Genomic DNA, 15,861 nt, shown 5'->3' with positions numbered 1-15,861 from the left:
AGAAGAGCTTATGGTTTAACTAACTTTGATAATTTTAGAAGAAGAATTCTACTCAATTGGTATTTCTGCTACTAATTTATCATATCTAGTCTGGGAGAGCCTTTTTACTAAACGAATTAAAACTGTATCATCAGTTGTTTGTCGTTCAATTTCGGCATTAGCATATTCTGGAAAGTAGACGCTAATGGCTGTTTTGAGGGTATTGTCATCCTGGGCGATCGCCTCATCAAGAGGAATTTCTTGCCCTTCGATAATAGCAATGTACTTCATGGTAATTAAAATAGTGACAGTTGGTTATTAGGCGCAGGTTTTTTATCTTTATCTTCAGGTAGGTTACGCTTTTGTACTTGTCTGGATTGTTCCTGTAGATTCTGCTCTGTAGTCTGCTTTTCCATCCTTTGTTTGCAGATATTTAACATTTCTGGGATAGATTTTTCTAAATCCTGTAGCCAGTTATTTATGATAGGCTGAGATGTTATGTCTGTTAAGTGGATTATTTTTATGATTGGAGGTGCGCCTTGAATTCCAATTGTGACAATTGCTTTTTCTGAATTTGGTGTTAACTGAATTGTTATTATGGCGGTTTTGGTTAAAGTTATATCGCTAGATGAATCTTGACTTTTAACTTCAGTATTTACTGATTCATCTAATGTTTCTTCTAAATTTAGACTGTTCTGAATATCAGGATTAAAATCTTTACTGCTATAGCTATCTTCAAAGCCAGTTACATTCTCGTCAGGTGATGTTTGATTACTCATGATTAAGAGAGATTAGCTAATCTAAATAAGGTGCGGATAGTGATACCTGTCTTGTTAAAAGACTGCCATTTGTAGGCGCATTCGCCTGGTTTGTACTTAGGAGAAAGTTGGCTCCAGGTGTCCCATGCTTTAAATAAAATGGGACTAACACTCTTGAGTGCCATCCCGACTTGAATCCACGAATGGTAATCATCTGCAAATCGAGGGTGGATGACTTCGAGTAGTACAAGTGCAGTCTGGATATTGGTTTCTATTGAGGGAATTAAATGAGCATACCTGTCTACCCCATATCTGCGGTTAGATTTTTCTTTGGGTAGGTTAAACTTTCTTGTTTTCTCCTGTTTGGCAAGCATTTGGCCAATTACCCAATCGGGAGCTATTTCTATTTGGCGTTCAGATGGACTACAGCCGGGAAGCCATCTATAATTTCTACCTTCTGGGTGAAAGGACGGGGGGAGGATTGAAGCTAGGTTTTTGCCTCGAAATTCTAGGTGTTCCTCCTTCCCAGTTTTGATTTTGCGAGATTTAACATCCCAAGCTTTTGAATTTGGGATGAGGTATAAGCGTTGGCTGCGATATTTCCTCCCAGAGGTAAATGCAATTGTGGGAGGGAGATATTTTTGAGCGCGATCGTGTAACGACTCCATAGGAGTTTCGCTGATGGGTGTTAGCTGGTTAAGTTCTTTTGGTTCTAGGTGTTCGTTAATTTGGATGATTTGTCGCCAGGATGTTTCCCCATCGCAGTCAATAGCTACTAAGTACCCTTGAGGATGATTGAAACCGCAAACCAAGGCTACACCAGTGGGTGTGATAAATCTATTATTTGTCCAAAATTTTAATCGGCGGCGGATAAGTTCAGTTTGTAGTTCTTTGGGAGAGTAAGTATTTTTTTCCCATTCTTTCCCTAAAGGACGTTTACCAAAGGTAGGAACGATTCGCCATTCTTCGGGTAGGTTGTCAAGCGAAGATACCAAATGACGGATTTGGGCGTGCATGAATTCATGTGGCTAATTATTTCTATAATTCATGCACCGATGCGTTAGTGACTGTAGTAGTTTGAGATTATGACTGTGGTGCTAATTGATGACCTGCTTCAACTAGCTTAACAAGTGTATTTTGGTCAAACGCTTTGATCCCGTATACAAATTGTTGCCACTGCTGCCATTTCTCTTTTGAATAGATGTGGTTAGGGTCAAAGTTGCAAACTTGACAGAATTTATGAAAATCAGCATTCCAGTGAAACGTACAAATACCTGTTATGAAATAGTTGATTTGTTGCTCGTCCATGATTAATATTTCAGATGGCGATTATGTTTCAAGCTAACCTCTGGTTAAGTGCATTTTCGACTTGATAAGTCCCAAGAGTACAGTTTGCATTGCAAGGAAAGGTAGGAAATTCAAGATAGTTATTCATGGTTTTTGTTACCTTGCACAGTACCATTATCCCCTCCCTACCCTTCTTTTTTTGATTGTGATAGTAGCTGATAACCTCAAACTCATTATTGCCAGCCTCAAATCTACTTCCTCTATATTGAGAGATAGCCTTGTTCCAATCTGGTTGCCAGAGCATGAGTGTATCTATTGCCATTGCTCTCACAGTTGGGTTATCTAATTTAATTAATATATCTGGTAAGTAATGACATTGTTTGGCAATTACTTCTCGTGCGTAATTTATCAGCCAATACTCTGCTTCTATTAAAAGAGCTTTTGATTCAAGATTTTGGCACACTTCATCGTAAACCTTAGACATTAAATATGCCATTTGTTCAAAAACCATCCCATTAGTTCGCAGTTTTAAGTCTGATGGATAATTAATTATCAAATCGGCTAGTTCATCACTGATTTTGGGAAGAGGATATTTATTATATTGTTGGATTTCAGGATGGGATATTTTCACCTGATACCCTAGATTAACAGCATGATTGATAATAAAATCAATATTGTTAGACTCGACAAAATCTCCTATTTTAAAATTTGTTTCTATAAGTAAATACGATGGTGCGTGAATAATTTGAAATTTTTTAGGGTTTGGATGTGAATCAGCTAATAGTTCGACGTACATCGCTTATTCTCAAAACTTTCATCAATCTTGTGCGTAAGCGATGTATGTGGTTGAATTACTAAAAAAATAATCCTACCCAAGCTGGATAGGATTATGTTAACTATTGATTAATAGTTATTGTCTCTGTTAGATTGATTATTTCTTTTAGTAGAGATAACCCAACTGATTTAAACAGTGCTTCGTTATCATCAGGGCAGCGTTGAATTGTTGTACAAGAAGAGCAGCCGTATTTACAAGGACAATTATCCACTAGAAACTTTGCCTTAATAAAGGCAGTCTCTAAATACTTGATAAGGGTATCGCACATACCTGTACCATGTTCACAAGTATCAAAGAAATAGCCAACTATTTTAGTATTAGACGGCACTTCTACTAACATGAAATCTATATCTCGACTGTTTGCTCCATGTTCGACAAGTGGTAAACTGAGTATAAGGTGATGAGCGAGAGTATGAACGCAAATTTGGGTTTCATTGCTTTCAAATAGTTGTTTCTCCTCATTGGTAATATATTTCTGTTTATTAAGTATCTCTTTTCTGTGATTTTTGACCAAAATTGAAAAATATTTTCTTGCATCAGCCTTAATTTCAACCCTAACGCAGAATGTATTGTAGTTAAGAGCAAGTGATTCCTTGTATTTGTTTTCCTCCAATAGTTCGACAAATTCTCGTTCAATCAGTTGGGTTTTACAAGCAGGGCAAGTTTGTAAATGTCCAGGTAAATTCAAATTGAAATTGCGACATCTGTTATTAGTGCAAGTCCATTTTTGTTCCAGCCTGTACAAGTTGTAGCCATAAATTTCTTCTTTGATTTTGGCTGAAACATGTGTAAATCTAGCAGCCCCTTGGGGAAGATTGATAATTTTGGCTTCCCCTACAATTTTAATTTCCTCGAAATTTAGGCTTCCTTCAGGACGACTAAATAAATTGGTTGCTTCAATTGGCTTGAGAATGGCTTTCCCTTCAGTCAAATTTAGCTCTTGTGATTTATACTGTACGGGGTTGCCGTCGAAATCTTGAGCAAGATATATTGCACCAGGATAAACTTCTCTTAGTGCAGAAGATGCCGAACTTTCCTCAAACTCTTCTGCGCTATCTTGATTGATATAACTGATGTTTTGGTTAGTGTTGCCTCTAACTTTAATTTTTGAGTGGACATAACCGAGATTTCGATTAGTTGTCAGTCTTTGATTGTAGCTGAAAATCAGTTGATTATTACCGATTAATTGTCGGGCGATCGCATCACCAGAACTACCAAAATGTCGGGCAATTTGAGCTTGTGTCGGTTTACTTTCTTTGCAACAAGCGAGAATATGCTGCTCCAAAGTTGTTTCATAATTGTGGTTAAAGTTGATAATTTCTGGAGGATCAGATAAAAGGCGTTCTGGGTAATTGGCGTAGTAAGAATCCATAATCGACCTTTTCGACGGAATAAACACCAATAGTCCTGCTTCCTGCCTCCCCGCACGTCCTGCCCTCTGACGAAAGGCAAGAATTGAGCCGGGGTAACTATGTACGATAGTTGCATCAATACACCCAATATCTAGACCCGCCTCCAAAGCACTTGTAGATATAATGAACTTGACCTTCCCACTTTGTATATCTGCAATAATTTTGTTACGCTGATTTGCCTTCATGCTCCCATAAAATGCTGAGATAGTTTCTCCCAGGTGGGGCAGTTGCATCTCGATTAAAGCTTTACGTATGGCATTAGTTAAAACCTTAACCAGTTCTCTACTATCGCAGAAACAAATCCCGACTATGCCTTTACTTACAAGCATAGCTGCGACTTGGGCAGTTTGGTAAAATGTATTGTTCCGTGGTTTGAGGCTAATAAAAGTAATCTCCGAGCGTTTTGCCCCACTTTGGTCAATAATAGCAAGGTTACTTTGTTCTTTTCGATTAGATATCTTCTGGGCAATTTCGCTGCTGTTACTAATGGTTGCAGAGGCGAAGATGTACTGTAATTTTGAAATATCATTGCCGACAGATTCTATCATAAGTTGAGTTCGCCGATTAAGTAGTGCAAAATGCGAACCAAATATGCCTTGATAAAAGTGCATTTCGTCACAGACAATAATTGAAAGTTTTCTGATTGTTTCTCTAAATCCCCAGTTTGAATCGAATTGGTAGTTGTTTAGCTCGTGGTTCCATACATCAGGAGTCACGCATAAAATTGAGGGTTGATGGCTGTAAAGTTGTTTGCGCTCTTGGGGAGGAATATCTCCATTAATATTGAGAATTTGGGGGCGAATATTTTCATCTAAGTGGCTAACAAAGGAACGTATTTTCTCTACCTGGTCAAATGCAAGTGCTTTCAAGTTAAAGAATACTAAAGCTGATTTACCCTTTAGACACTCATGAATAATTGGAATGAGAAAAGAGATACTTTTACCACTGCTAGTAGGAGTTTGGAGAATTATATCTTCTCCTTTTTTGTAAGCTTGCCATGCCTCTACTTGATGAGAATATAGTTGGGTGATTCCCAATACTTTTCGGTTAAAGGGGAAAGGTAAAAGGTAAAAGGTTGAAATGTAGCCTTTGCCCCTTACCCTTTACCTTTTTCCCAAACCGCCAAAGTGGTGTTTGGCACTTATCCGAAAAGTATTGGGGTGATTCCTGACTTACTTAGGGCCAGTTTAACTAGAGGGTGAATATCATCTGGGATGGGATAAAGTTTAGCTTCTTGAGCAGGAATTACTTCGCAGCTTTGTAGTTTTCCTGAGCCATCAAGGATAGCAGCTATCTCTTGGTAGAGAATGCTTTTACCTGTTGGTGCTTGGTTTAGAGGTAATAAATTACCGCTATTGACTTCATGCTCCCAGTCAAAAATAATTTGATTTAAACTACCCTTTTTAAAGTAAAGGTTTTTCTCAATGATGGCGGCGATATGGATAACACCATGTTCTTTGGAATAAACCTGCTTGTTTGCTTCTAACCATTCAGGTTGGGTCATAAAAAGTTACCTACTTGCTGTTTTAGCAGGTAGGCGTTAGTCCAAAGTAGTGGTTTTGGTTGTTGCTATATTATTGATGCTCTGCTTTATATTGTCAGAACGTAAATGCTTTTGGCGTTAATGAAATTTGTGCTTTGGTACTATAACTATCTACAAGCTGTTCTAAGCGTTCAACAATACTGCCTTTAAGAATGGAATAGTTAGCTTGATTAGTGATAATTAGCGATAGCTCAGTTGCCCATTGCTCGTAATTAGAACTACCAATAATACCAATAGAAGACTGGATATAGTTAATAAGAATGCTGTCATTGAAACCAAAGCCACTTTCACCCCAGATGCAGGCAGATTGCAGCAAATACTCGTAGTCTGCGAATACTTGAAACAAGGGGTTCCATCTAGGGGCATTGCTTCGGTAGTGGACGAAACCATTGCTGTCGAATATCTCTTGTTGCCATAGAAGCTGCTGTAGGGAGCAGCAATTGCTAGGAGAAAGAAACGGCTTTCCTTGGCGAACAACACTACCATTGCGGATGACATCGCGGCGGCGCTGCTGTCTTGCCATGCTATATCGAATATTGGAATGTTGTTTAAAGTACTGCCGCATTGAGGCAACAAATTCAGGAGCAATGCTATTGTCATCGTCCAAGTATGAAACAATGTCACCACCAGCTGCATCTAGTCCCAGGTTACGGGCGTAGCACAAGCCAAAGCCACTGTAAGGGTCAGGGTGTTCCATTTCAATGTAGATGATAGGGAAATCAGCTTTTGCCCTAATGCTGGTGATAATATCTCTGGTGTCAGGATTAGCGCCATCATTGATGACAATCCATTCAAAATTGCGGTCAGTTTGACTTTGAATGCTTGGCAGCGCAGTAGATGCAAGCTGCATAGGTCTATTGTATGTTGCAGTGATGATTGATAATTTCAAAGCTCCATACCTCTATCATTTGATTGCGTTGTTGTTGAATCGATCGCAGCTTGAATTTGTTGCCATCTTGTTACGTCCTCGTTTGTTATACCTCTAGCGGTTTCAATTTGATTACTTGCAAGAGATAGCCGAATTAACGTTAGCTTTTCATTGGTTCTGGCAACAATCAAACTTTGCGTGGTGCTATTGAAGCGGATCTGGTAGTTACTGCCTTCCAAGACAAATAGGTTTTCTCTCTCTGTGCGAATGGATTGAGGGTAGGCAGTTGTTTGTTGTGCGAAGAACACTCTAGCTATGGGGGCTATTATAGTAGCACGTTGCATTTGTTCTTGCTGTAATTGCTGGTAGTTCCATTTCCCAAGTTCTACGCCCAAATCCATTTTTACCAAACGTTCTGCTAAAATTGCCATTTCTATCGGCCCAACACCTCCAGGGACGGGCGTAATGTTCTGGGGGATGCTGTAAGCACTGCGATCTACATCGCCAGCAGCACCAGAAGCAGTAGGTGTAAAGCCACCATCGACAATCAAGCGATGAGACGGGAGTACATAAGGAGTGAAAATTCCTTGTCTTCCGGTGACAGATACCACAATGTCAGCTGCTTGAGTTCTAATCAAGTTATCGCCGTCTTCCAAAGAGAAACAGCTGATTCTACTTGCTTCTAAATATTTGATGACACCACTGCCCACAAAGCCACCTCCGCCTACAACTGCAACATTGGAATCTCTTTGTGCATAGGACTCAACAATTCTGGCGATTCCTTCAGCAGTAGCACAACTTTCAAAGAAATTGTTACTTTGTCTGCGGACGATATCTATATCTTTTTGTGGTTCTAATAGCCCAATTGAACTTGTAAACTTAGCTGGAATTGGGTATTGAACAATAGCAGCAGTCACCTTACTATTTTCATTAATGGATTGGATAATGTTGTCAAATTGCTCTACTGCAATATTGGGTGACAGCACAATATAATTGGGAGTAATGCCAATAGCGTTGAACGTTGCTACTTTTTGTTCTGCTGAGATTCTGGCTGCTTCATATCTAGCTCTTAGTCCGTTGCTGGTATTTTCTGAAGCCTCAAATCTGATGATTGCTACTTCTTTTTGAGATGCTTGAAAAATGGATTTGTATTTTTGACATTCTTGCTTTACGTGTTCTCGTATTAATTGTCCGTCTATGAGTGTCATTTAATATGGAGTTAAATTTGATGGAGAAAATTGTCTGGTACAAACAATTTTCTGAATTCCTAATTAGAATTCATTGGAACTAGGGCGTTTAGTGATTTCACCAACTTCTTTACCGTTGCAGGAAACCCAGTTGGTGACGTAGCGTTCAGTGTCATGGAAGCCACTAAATTCAATACTGTTACCAGAACACTTATCTTTGAACCATTGTTCTGCTTCTTGTTCTGTATTGAATGTTCTAGCAGTGACTTCTTCTATTGGAAGATTCCAGTTTGTATGGCCATATAAATCGCAAACATAATGTGTCATATCTGTTACTTTTTTAACAATATCTAAAAACCACTATGACAATTTTAAATCAACAACAGCAGGCTGAATTAATTATCCAACAAGCTTGCAAGGAAAATTTTACTGATAGCGAGAAAGCTATTTACGATGACTTTATTCTGGAAGCGGGGGTAAAAAACCCAGCTAAGATGACTGAGGCTACTGCTGATGCTTTGATTAGATACCTTAATGGCTGCGAAGCATCTAACGAGTTTGTTGCTAATGTAGTAAATCGCCTCGCGCAAGTTGCCCCGGCTCATATCATGACCAAGATCCTTCTTAGTGATAATGACGGTGATGGTGTGCCTTTATACGAGGAATTAAAACTTGGAACAAAGGTTACGGAATTTGATACCTCTTTTGAAATAGCGGCTGCAAGGCAAAGGCAATATCAATTTTCTCCAACTCGGAATTGCGATATGGAGTTGTAAGTATAACCTGAACATTATTAGGAATTTTTATTGAAAATATAGATAATACATTTTGAAGTGTTGAATGTGGGTATAAAACAACCTTCCTTACAATAGAAGAATTAAGAACGGGAAATCCTCGAAATAAACCTGACATCAGGCATGGTAGTGTCGATAAAAAAAGCTTCAGCTAAACTCTGTACAATAAATTATTAAATTAGTCCTTACTGCATCTGCTTCACCATACCAATAAATGTCAGATCAAAGCGCACCAGAAATCGAGCTGCTCCGTGCGGCGTATGCAGCCTTCAACGCGCGAGACATTGACGCTGCCCTTGCTCTCATGACTCCGGATGTGGTTTGGCCGAGAGCGTTCAAAGGCGGTTTTGTCCGTGGGACTGAAGAAGTTCGCGCTTACTGGACGGAGCAATGGAGCGAGATCGATGGGCACGTCGACCCGCAAACTTTTTACTTGGAGGAGGGCGGGCGCATTTTGGTCGATGTGCATCAGGTCGTGCGTGACTTAGCTGGATCTGTTATTGCCGATGAGCACGTGGGTCATCGATTCACCCTTGAACACGGCTTGATTCAAGCGATGGAAGTGGATCGACTTCCATCGCCCACCCCAAACGCCTAACTACGCGCAAAGAGCGAACAGGCTAAGGCGGCCTTCTTCTGTATCCGGGGTGAAGTAAGCATCCTTACAGAAGGTTACGCGCTTAGATTTGATGAGCCGCTTTTAACCCAAGCGATCGCCACGGAGAAACCTGTACCAATTGAAGCATAACCTTCTGTATATCGAGTATAAAAAATGCGCTATCTCATTTCTTGCACCAACCGTAGTCACCCGTATAGGTCAGATAAGCTAGGGTTCAACTGTAACAACAGAACAATAGAAGCATCTAAGTAGTTTTTGAAACAAAAACTACTTAGATATAGTGATTAATGCAGAGGATACGAGATGACTGAATGCAAAGACTGTTTGGCAAAAGATATAGAGATAATTGCATCTGTCTTTCAAAACATGAGAGAAAAGGCGTGAAATATTGAGTTGTTATAAAGCAAGAAAAATGCTTGCCCACGCCCAAGAATTAGTTTACAGCCTGAAAGCGTTGATGCCGACGCAGTATCAGAAAGATAACCTAGAGGCTATGCTGGCATTATTTTTAGAGGCACAAGGACACCCATTACCCGAACACAGTCAAACAAAATCCCCAAGTGCAATCAGCCGATTTCTAAATATCAATCCTTGGTCAACTAGGGAGATGATTCGTGTAATTCGCTCCACTGCATTACAAACAGTTTTCAAGGTATTAGCATCATCTGGCAAAGGAAGAAAGCCATTTATACAAGTAATAATTGACTTAACTACTTTAGAGAAACGCGGCAAATTCCAGGAGTTTAGTGATTTAATTAGAGTTTACAATGGTAAACGTGGTCTACATCTGGTCGTAGTTTATTTAGTAATTGGAAGATGCCGTATCCCTTGGAATTTTAGAGTTTGGAGAGGTAAGGGAACACCGTCTCCAGCGCAGCTTGGATTGAAACTAGTTAAACGTTTACCGCAATCTTTAACTAAGCATTTCCAGACTATTATTTTAGCTGATACCGCTTTTGGCAGTGTCGAGTTCCTTGAAGGTGTACGTCAGCTTAAATATCATGCTGTTACAGGCGTATCTATTAGTCGTAAGTTAGCCGATGGCAGATTTTTAAGACGTTTACATCAGCAGGGGCAACAGGTTTATCTGTTTGGTTTAAATTTCCCTGTTACTGTTTCTTGGTATTACTTGAAGCGTGATAATGGCAAGCTAGAAAAACGCTTTGTATTGTCTACTCGACCTATCAAGGCTTCTACCCTCAAATGGTGGGGTAAACGTCGGTGGCAGATTGAGGGATGGTTTAAAACTGCAAAGCATCGTTTTGGCTTGCACCGTTTTGGACAAGGAACTCTGTTGGGTATGTATCGCTGGCTTATCCTTTCGCTGACTGCTTACCTCATTGCCCATTGGACTTATCTCCATATAAAGTCTGCATCGCCACCTGATTGGGGTCAAGCCGCACAAATAGCCCTTGAATCTATTTTCCCTAAAATAGTAGTGTATCTACTTTTACTTAATATTGAACGCTTTGCTCACCTTGCACGTAGTTGTGGTTTTGACATTCATATTTCCAGGTGCAAGATTTGAGCTATTGTTAATCGCAAGCACATTCCCGATCGTGTACAGCGATCGCAAGACTCCCAGCCCAAATAATCAGGCGATTTTCCTGTAAGTTTAACTTTGGAAAATTACCCCAGTATCGTTATCTTCATCCCAAAACCACCAACCTTGAGATAATTCACAAAGAACGCGCATTAGTGCTAATTGTTGATGTGTGATTTCCCCACTACCGTAGCTGACGTTACTAGTGCCATTCCAGGATTTAAGAATTGATTCTAAATTGTATCCATTGCCCATCTCAGATGCGGAAAGGGGACTCCCGCTATAACGAGTTCGTTTAGCGGGAGGGAAATTTCTGCCAACATAAGAATTGTCCTGATGGACATTATTATTTGTATTCATAACCGTCAGCTTTGTGTATGGTTTTCAGGTATTTAGGATGAACATCAAACTTTTTATCCAAAGTGTGTAGAACAAAGCTAGGACGAAACCTAATAGCAATTCTGCCTGTATATCTTCCAACGAATTTACCAGTAGGGATATGAGCTTTAACAATATCACCAGTGGTAAAACCTTGAAAGTATTTAGCTGAAGGTGCATGAGCTTTAGGAAAGCCAAACTTATTTGGGCGACAGCGTTGACGAGTTCCGTGACCTTTGGCACTAATCAACAAAGGTTTGATATTTTTGATAATTAGTTTCTCTGGCGTAGTCGCTCCCACACACAGAGAATCAGTCCAGTGAGACTTATTAATTCCTCTATTGACCCGATTCCACTTAGTTCTTCCACCACTACCTACTTCTACTGGTAGTTCAATCTGTTGTAATCTACGGTACAATTCCCAACGAGTTGCATTGACCGCAGTAGCATCAACTAAAGGTATTTTAGCTTGAGCTAAAATACGACTTAGCAAATCAGGTTTTTTTTTGAGAAACTTGGCAATTGGTTGATTACCTTTAGCTTGATTGCATTTTTGGCAAGCTAGTGTCAGATTGCTAACGCGATTAGTTCCACCGCAGGATTTAGCAACAATATGTTCGATTTGTAATGGTACATCTTTAACACCACAGTATGCACACTGATGTTGCCACTTGACTAACAGATATTGTTTAACTTCAAAACCGAATAACTCACCACGTTGATAATCTACACCTTGGATTTCTGGTTGGTCTAACTTTTGTAAGTCAAATTTAACCAACTCTTGAGAAATAGCCGTTATCGAACAAACACGACGCAACCTATTCACCCAAGTCAAAATATTATCAATCCGAGATTCTAGTGACGGTGGTAGCCAACCTTCACGGCGAGTTCTATTGAGAAATCGCGCTTTGCGATAACGTCTTTTACGCGATCGCCTTGAACGTCTTAACTGCCTTCTTGATAGAAGTGATTGCCTGATTTGAAACCCACGATGGGTGATCTCACAAGCAAACACACATCTAGCAGTATTTTCTTGCAGTACAGTCATTCCCGTGACTTTGCTGCCTGGGTCAATTTTTACCCGATGTGGGTGTGTAACTGAATGTTCTAATTTTCTGTCCTTGATAAGAATGGTAAACGGATAGCGTTTGTAGACCGCAGCCCTCCCCTGCTTTAATAACTCTCTTACCCGTGCTGGATGACATGGGTCGAGTGGTTGCTTGTTTTTATCTAAAACGAAAACGTACATTACTGTTGCCTCTTACCTTGCGGTAGTAAAGTTTGCCTCGCCCGGATATCATGGCTTGTTCGGCTCAAAACACTGCTTGGTTCCCGTCCTTACTGTTTAATTTTGAGCGACAGTTGCCCAGAACTGGCACGCATCCTGGGGTGTCGTGACCTTGATATCGTTTACCCGTGGGTGGGCTGGTCAATGTAGGCTTGTTTCCAAGCCCCCGCTAGAATCTACAAAGATTTAGCGGCGGGTCATTGACAATCCAACTGGCGTAGAAGCAGTCTTTGGATATTTCTTCCATGATGGCCAGTAGTTCGAGTGCGGCATCAGGATTGGGTGATTTCATGGCTTCAAGTGCAAGGCGGAGGTTTTCTTCTCTGTCTGCAATAAACTCTGAAAAAGCTGCTCTATTTGATGGTAAATTGTCCTTTTCAAGTGTAATTAATTTTCCATTTACAATCTTGACTGGAGTTATATTTGAGTAGTCAGTTCGGTCATCTTCACTTGCCTTTACTTTTATAGCTAAAGGATGCCAGTGGATGCGTTCAATTTTATTGGTCTGAGGATTTGTCCATGTCCAGAATAGTTTGTGAGATGCAGCACCCTTAACTGTCAGATAAGTTCTTTTATGTCGAATGGGATAGTCTACACCTTCTTCTTTTTTGGCTTGCAAAAAGGCTTCTATTGATAGATATTCTTCGTTGAGGTATGCCATTTTACGTGGTGCTGTCGCATATGTATAACCCGATATGCTGCTGCTATCACCATCTTTCAAGACTACCAAATTCCATTTGTCGTTTATTGGATTCTGTATCCAAAACTCAACTGATATTGTTTGTACAAACCGATCTAAAATTTGGACTATACAAGGATAGTAAAGTGTGAGTTGTTGGTTGCTATTAGTCATTACTATTCCATCCATTCGATTGGGGATATGGTTTCCTTTTTGGCGGGAAGTATTTTGACTTCGTAGCCATAAAGAATTAATTCGTGCAAAGTTGCTAGTAGTTGCTTGAGTGATATACTGTCCCATTGCTTGCACTCTAAGATATGTTTCAATACCTGCTCTGGAGCATTAACCACCCAAAGACTGTGAATTTTTTTGTTCCTAAATCCCGCACATAATTGAACAATTGGTTGTAGCTCAACTGTTGTTTTTGGTATGTGAATAATTGCTGAACTTATAGGGATTGTTGGTTTTACTTCTAGATTTTTGGGTGATAAAAAATTGGGGTCACTGTACCACTGTCCGTCGATTTGGTATGCAATCATTAGGTATGGCAATGCTTTAATCGCATTTATAGTTCCCCATCTTGCAGTTTGTCCTGCGTGAAACCAGATGTAAGAGCCGTTGTGTATTATCATGTACAACTTTTATGATTTTGACTTGAGGTTTTGCTTGCCTAGCTAGTTGATAATTTCGTCTGTGGTAGAAAATTTAGCTCTGTTTTCTAGCTAGAGAATGATTTCGTATTTGTATGAACACTTAGTTAAAAATCGCTATTATTAGCCATGTGCAGTCAACTTCATGCTCAGGTAAAATACTTTGGATTTTATTGATTGCTGAATTACTCCTAATAACTACCTTTACAAGGTGTGTAATAACTGTGGTGATTAATTTATGAACAGATTAATTTTTATTTAAAATATTCAATGATCAATTGAAAATAAAAAGTGCGCCATTATAATTTATGACGCACTTTTATTAAAAATAAATTTATGATTTAAGCGTGGTAAAGGATAATATTTATTGCGTCTTGAGTGCTAATTTGATATTGTGTAGCAAGTTTATTCATATTGGCTTCACCATTTGCATGAGCTTTGACGATTGCGCGAATAATATTTGGTGAAACATTAATCTTATAATTTGTAACAACTGGTTTGGGTAAAGTTTGAGAAATGAAGAATTCTTTTCTTCTTAAAAAATGTATTTGACGGTAATGCTCTTTTCTGGGTATCCATTGACAATTTCCGGGAGCAAAGTCACTCTCTAGGTCAATACGTGCTATGACTGTTCCTTCGGGTGCTACTCCCATATCTTTTAAGAACTGGGTAAAGTTATCGCGCCAGGATGCATCGACTTCAATTCCGCACCCGCCATGATACTTGTACTGATGGTGGTTTTTGTTATAGCAGATGCGCTTGATGTGTAACCAGGAGTTATACTCGTGGCTTTTGCAGTGGCCGTGGACAGTTTTATCGCTCTTGAGGGTTTCGCGCTGCAAGCATCCGCAGCTTTGTGTAAGCCCTCTTTTTAAGCTATTTTTACTGATATACTTTTGGGTTCCGCAGCTGCATAGGGTAAGGAGTAGTAATTCACCCCTTTTCCCCTTAACTTCTACATCGGATATAACTTTTAGTCTCCCAAAGTTTGCCCCAACTAGGATGGATTCTTTTCTTTTTTTACAACCACAGTTAGTTGATCGACCATTAGTGAGGGTGTGACTGTAGACAAGTTTTTGGGTTCCACAATCACACTGGCATAATACTTGCTTTCCTTGTTTATTTAGTACAATCCAGCTACCGAATTTTTCACTTATATTAATTACTCGTTTTGTAGTCTCCATAAATCATTTTGGTGCCATTACTGCTGGGTTATATATTTAAAGGCTGACTAACATCCCACCGCCTAGTCCTTCTTGGATAAAAGTTGAACCTTGAACCTCGCGTGACTTCTAGTCATGCGATTCCTGCTTCAACGATCTCTGCCTGGAGTAATCCAGGACTTACAAGTTCTCCACAGGCGTTTAAAGCATCCGGCGCACCGACGGCTGCTGTCAAAATTCTTAATCCTTCAGCCAAAATATTTAATGCTGCGTTTGTATCTCTCAAATTGTAATTATTACAACTAGGGCAAGACCATTCACGCAACTTTAAATCTTTAACCAATGGGTTAATGAAACCACAATGATTACAAGTCTGAGATGAAGGGTAAAATGTACTAACTTTCTGCACAATTCTGTCATGCCACTTAGCTTTATATTCAAGCATAGCAACGAACTTAGACCAACTAGCATCAGAAATACTCATGGCTAATTTGTGATTTTTAACCATGTTGGCAACTCGCAAATCTTCAATAAAGATAATGCTGTTTTCCTTGATTAAGCGAGTCGAAAGTTTGTGCAGAAAGTCATCTCTCAGATTGGTAATTCGTTCATAGGTACGAGCCAGCTTGATTTTCGCTTTGACTCGATTACTACTACCTTTTACACTGCGGGATAGTTTCTTATGTGCCTTGCCTAACTTACGAGTTTGAGTTCTGTAATATTTTGGATTTTCTACAACTTCCCCATCACTAGTAACGAGATAAGATTTTATGCCTAAGGATTGAGAATTAAATAAGATCCAAAAATAGACACAGCAATGATAGGGTGAACTTATACTGTGAGCAACTCAAAGATGCGATGAATCCCTATCCTTTTAA

The 15,861-nt window shown here is 39.6% G+C and carries 18 protein-coding genes and 1 pseudogene; 3 read left to right on the top strand and 16 right to left on the bottom strand.

The annotated features are described in order from the left end of the window. Nucleotides 1-48: 48 nt before the first annotated feature. The 10 genes from H6G76_RS33705 to H6G76_RS33660 all read right to left on the bottom strand — a co-directional run bounded on the left by H6G76_RS33705 (nt 49) and on the right by H6G76_RS33660 (nt 8,196). On the bottom strand, nt 49-270 hold the full coding sequence (locus tag H6G76_RS33705; protein ID WP_190710527.1) for a hypothetical protein: 222 nt from the start codon (nt 268-270) through the stop codon (nt 49-51). A 5-nt stretch (nt 271-275) separates the two neighbouring features. Then, entirely contained in the window at nt 276-758 is a 483-nt protein-coding gene (locus H6G76_RS33700) for a hypothetical protein (protein WP_190710525.1), read from the bottom strand. A gap of 2 nt (nt 759-760) precedes the next feature. Beyond that, nucleotides 761-1,753 carry a bifunctional DNA primase/polymerase gene (locus H6G76_RS33695; protein WP_190710523.1) on the bottom strand — a complete coding sequence of 331 codons (993 nt, stop codon included), beginning with the start codon at nt 1,751-1,753 and terminating at the stop codon, nt 761-763. A 67-nt stretch (nt 1,754-1,820) separates the two neighbouring features. Next, nucleotides 1,821-2,045: a hypothetical protein gene (locus tag H6G76_RS33690; protein ID WP_190710521.1), complete on the bottom strand. Its 225-nt coding sequence runs from the start codon at nt 2,043-2,045 to the stop codon at nt 1,821-1,823. Between the two features lie 28 nt (nt 2,046-2,073). Beyond that, nucleotides 2,074-2,820: a hypothetical protein gene (locus tag H6G76_RS33685; protein WP_190710519.1), complete on the bottom strand. Its 747-nt coding sequence runs from the start codon at nt 2,818-2,820 to the stop codon at nt 2,074-2,076. A 100-nt stretch (nt 2,821-2,920) separates the two neighbouring features. Further along, nucleotides 2,921-5,308, bottom strand: coding sequence for a DEAD/DEAH box helicase (locus H6G76_RS33680; protein WP_242056641.1), 2,388 nt, complete (start codon nt 5,306-5,308; stop codon nt 2,921-2,923). 104 nt (nt 5,309-5,412) lie between these two features. Next, on the bottom strand, nt 5,413-5,775 hold the full coding sequence (locus H6G76_RS33675; protein ID WP_242056640.1) for a hypothetical protein: 363 nt from the start codon (nt 5,773-5,775) through the stop codon (nt 5,413-5,415). Nucleotides 5,776-5,869: 94 nt separating this feature from the next. Further along, complete coding sequence (locus H6G76_RS33670; RefSeq protein WP_190710517.1) at nt 5,870-6,703, bottom strand: glycosyltransferase family A protein; 834 nt, start codon at nt 6,701-6,703, stop codon at nt 5,870-5,872. After that, on the bottom strand, nt 6,700-7,890 hold the full coding sequence (locus tag H6G76_RS33665; RefSeq protein ID WP_190710515.1) for a bifunctional 5,10-methylenetetrahydrofolate dehydrogenase/5,10-methenyltetrahydrofolate cyclohydrolase: 1,191 nt from the start codon (nt 7,888-7,890) through the stop codon (nt 6,700-6,702). The genes H6G76_RS33670 and H6G76_RS33665 overlap by 4 nt, the downstream gene beginning before the upstream one ends. A 63-nt stretch (nt 7,891-7,953) precedes the next feature. Continuing rightward, on the bottom strand, nt 7,954-8,196 hold the full coding sequence (locus tag H6G76_RS33660) for a hypothetical protein (RefSeq protein ID WP_190710514.1): 243 nt from the start codon (nt 8,194-8,196) through the stop codon (nt 7,954-7,956). A gap of 35 nt (nt 8,197-8,231) precedes the next feature. Here H6G76_RS33660 and H6G76_RS33655 point away from each other — a divergent pair, with 35 nt between their 5' ends. The 3 genes and pseudogenes from H6G76_RS33655 to H6G76_RS33645 form a co-directional block, all read left to right on the top strand. Then, nucleotides 8,232-8,645, top strand: coding sequence for a hypothetical protein (locus tag H6G76_RS33655; RefSeq protein WP_062296263.1), 414 nt, complete (start codon nt 8,232-8,234; stop codon nt 8,643-8,645). Nucleotides 8,646-8,877: 232 nt separating this feature from the next. After that, the gene (locus H6G76_RS33650; RefSeq protein WP_190710512.1) at nt 8,878-9,261 is read left to right on the top strand and encodes a nuclear transport factor 2 family protein; all 384 of its coding nucleotides are present in this window, start codon (nt 8,878-8,880) and stop codon (nt 9,259-9,261) included. 433 nt (nt 9,262-9,694) lie between these two features. Continuing rightward, nucleotides 9,695-10,750, top strand: a pseudogene (locus H6G76_RS33645) (transposase); the annotation flags it as partial. Nucleotides 10,751-10,897: 147 nt separating this feature from the next. Here H6G76_RS33645 and H6G76_RS37495 read toward each other — a convergent pair. The 6 genes from H6G76_RS37495 to H6G76_RS33615 all read right to left on the bottom strand — a co-directional run bounded on the left by H6G76_RS37495 (nt 10,898) and on the right by H6G76_RS33615 (nt 15,755). Next, the gene (locus H6G76_RS37495; protein ID WP_242056638.1) at nt 10,898-11,185 is read right to left on the bottom strand and encodes a hypothetical protein; all 288 of its coding nucleotides are present in this window, start codon (nt 11,183-11,185) and stop codon (nt 10,898-10,900) included. Beyond that, the gene (iscB, locus tag H6G76_RS33635) at nt 11,172-12,452 is read right to left on the bottom strand and encodes an RNA-guided endonuclease IscB (protein WP_190710508.1); all 1,281 of its coding nucleotides are present in this window, start codon (nt 12,450-12,452) and stop codon (nt 11,172-11,174) included. The genes H6G76_RS37495 and iscB overlap by 14 nt, the downstream gene beginning before the upstream one ends. A 208-nt stretch (nt 12,453-12,660) precedes the next feature. Next, nucleotides 12,661-13,344: a hypothetical protein gene (locus H6G76_RS33630; protein WP_242056637.1), complete on the bottom strand. Its 684-nt coding sequence runs from the start codon at nt 13,342-13,344 to the stop codon at nt 12,661-12,663. 2 nt (nt 13,345-13,346) lie between these two features. After that, nucleotides 13,347-13,802, bottom strand: coding sequence for a hypothetical protein (locus H6G76_RS33625; protein ID WP_190710506.1), 456 nt, complete (start codon nt 13,800-13,802; stop codon nt 13,347-13,349). 359 nt (nt 13,803-14,161) lie between these two features. Further along, nucleotides 14,162-15,004, bottom strand: coding sequence for a hypothetical protein (locus H6G76_RS33620; protein WP_190710505.1), 843 nt, complete (start codon nt 15,002-15,004; stop codon nt 14,162-14,164). A gap of 112 nt (nt 15,005-15,116) precedes the next feature. Next, complete coding sequence (locus tag H6G76_RS33615; protein WP_313934878.1) at nt 15,117-15,755, bottom strand: RNA-guided endonuclease TnpB family protein; 639 nt, start codon at nt 15,753-15,755, stop codon at nt 15,117-15,119. Between the last annotated feature and the right edge of the window lie 106 nt (nt 15,756-15,861).

It is taken from the genome of Nostoc sp. FACHB-152 (assembly GCF_014697475.1).
Taxonomy (GTDB): Bacteria; Cyanobacteriota; Cyanobacteriia; order Cyanobacteriales; family Nostocaceae; genus Nostoc_B.
This window is presented reverse-complemented; position numbering and strand designations above follow the sequence as displayed.

Excerpts from the sequence above, each read along its gene's own strand:
- H6G76_RS33685 (WP_190710519.1), bottom strand. The coding sequence starts at position 2,820 with ATGTACGTCGAACTATTAGCTGATTCACATCCAAACCCTAAAAAATTT.
- H6G76_RS33700 (WP_190710525.1), bottom strand. The coding sequence starts at position 758 with ATGAGTAATCAAACATCACCTGACGAGAATGTAACTGGCTTTGAAGAT.
- H6G76_RS33650 (WP_190710512.1), top strand. The coding sequence starts at position 8,878 with ATGTCAGATCAAAGCGCACCAGAAATCGAGCTGCTCCGTGCGGCGTAT.
- H6G76_RS33695 (WP_190710523.1), bottom strand. The coding sequence starts at position 1,753 with ATGCACGCCCAAATCCGTCATTTGGTATCTTCGCTTGACAACCTACCC.
- H6G76_RS33690 (WP_190710521.1), bottom strand. The coding sequence starts at position 2,045 with ATGGACGAGCAACAAATCAACTATTTCATAACAGGTATTTGTACGTTT.
- H6G76_RS33705 (WP_190710527.1), bottom strand. The coding sequence starts at position 270 with ATGAAGTACATTGCTATTATCGAAGGGCAAGAAATTCCTCTTGATGAG.
- H6G76_RS33660 (WP_190710514.1), bottom strand. The coding sequence starts at position 8,196 with ATGACACATTATGTTTGCGATTTATATGGCCATACAAACTGGAATCTT.
- H6G76_RS37495 (WP_242056638.1), bottom strand. The coding sequence starts at position 11,185 with ATGAATACAAATAATAATGTCCATCAGGACAATTCTTATGTTGGCAGA.
- H6G76_RS33630 (WP_242056637.1), bottom strand. The coding sequence starts at position 13,344 with ATGACTAATAGCAACCAACAACTCACACTTTACTATCCTTGTATAGTC.
- iscB (WP_190710508.1), bottom strand. The coding sequence starts at position 12,452 with ATGTACGTTTTCGTTTTAGATAAAAACAAGCAACCACTCGACCCATGT.
- H6G76_RS33655 (WP_062296263.1), top strand. The coding sequence starts at position 8,232 with ATGACAATTTTAAATCAACAACAGCAGGCTGAATTAATTATCCAACAA.
- H6G76_RS33675 (WP_242056640.1), bottom strand. The coding sequence starts at position 5,775 with ATGACCCAACCTGAATGGTTAGAAGCAAACAAGCAGGTTTATTCCAAA.
- H6G76_RS33625 (WP_190710506.1), bottom strand. The coding sequence starts at position 13,802 with ATGATAATACACAACGGCTCTTACATCTGGTTTCACGCAGGACAAACT.
- H6G76_RS33665 (WP_190710515.1), bottom strand. The coding sequence starts at position 7,890 with ATGACACTCATAGACGGACAATTAATACGAGAACACGTAAAGCAAGAA.
- H6G76_RS33620 (WP_190710505.1), bottom strand. The coding sequence starts at position 15,004 with ATGGAGACTACAAAACGAGTAATTAATATAAGTGAAAAATTCGGTAGC.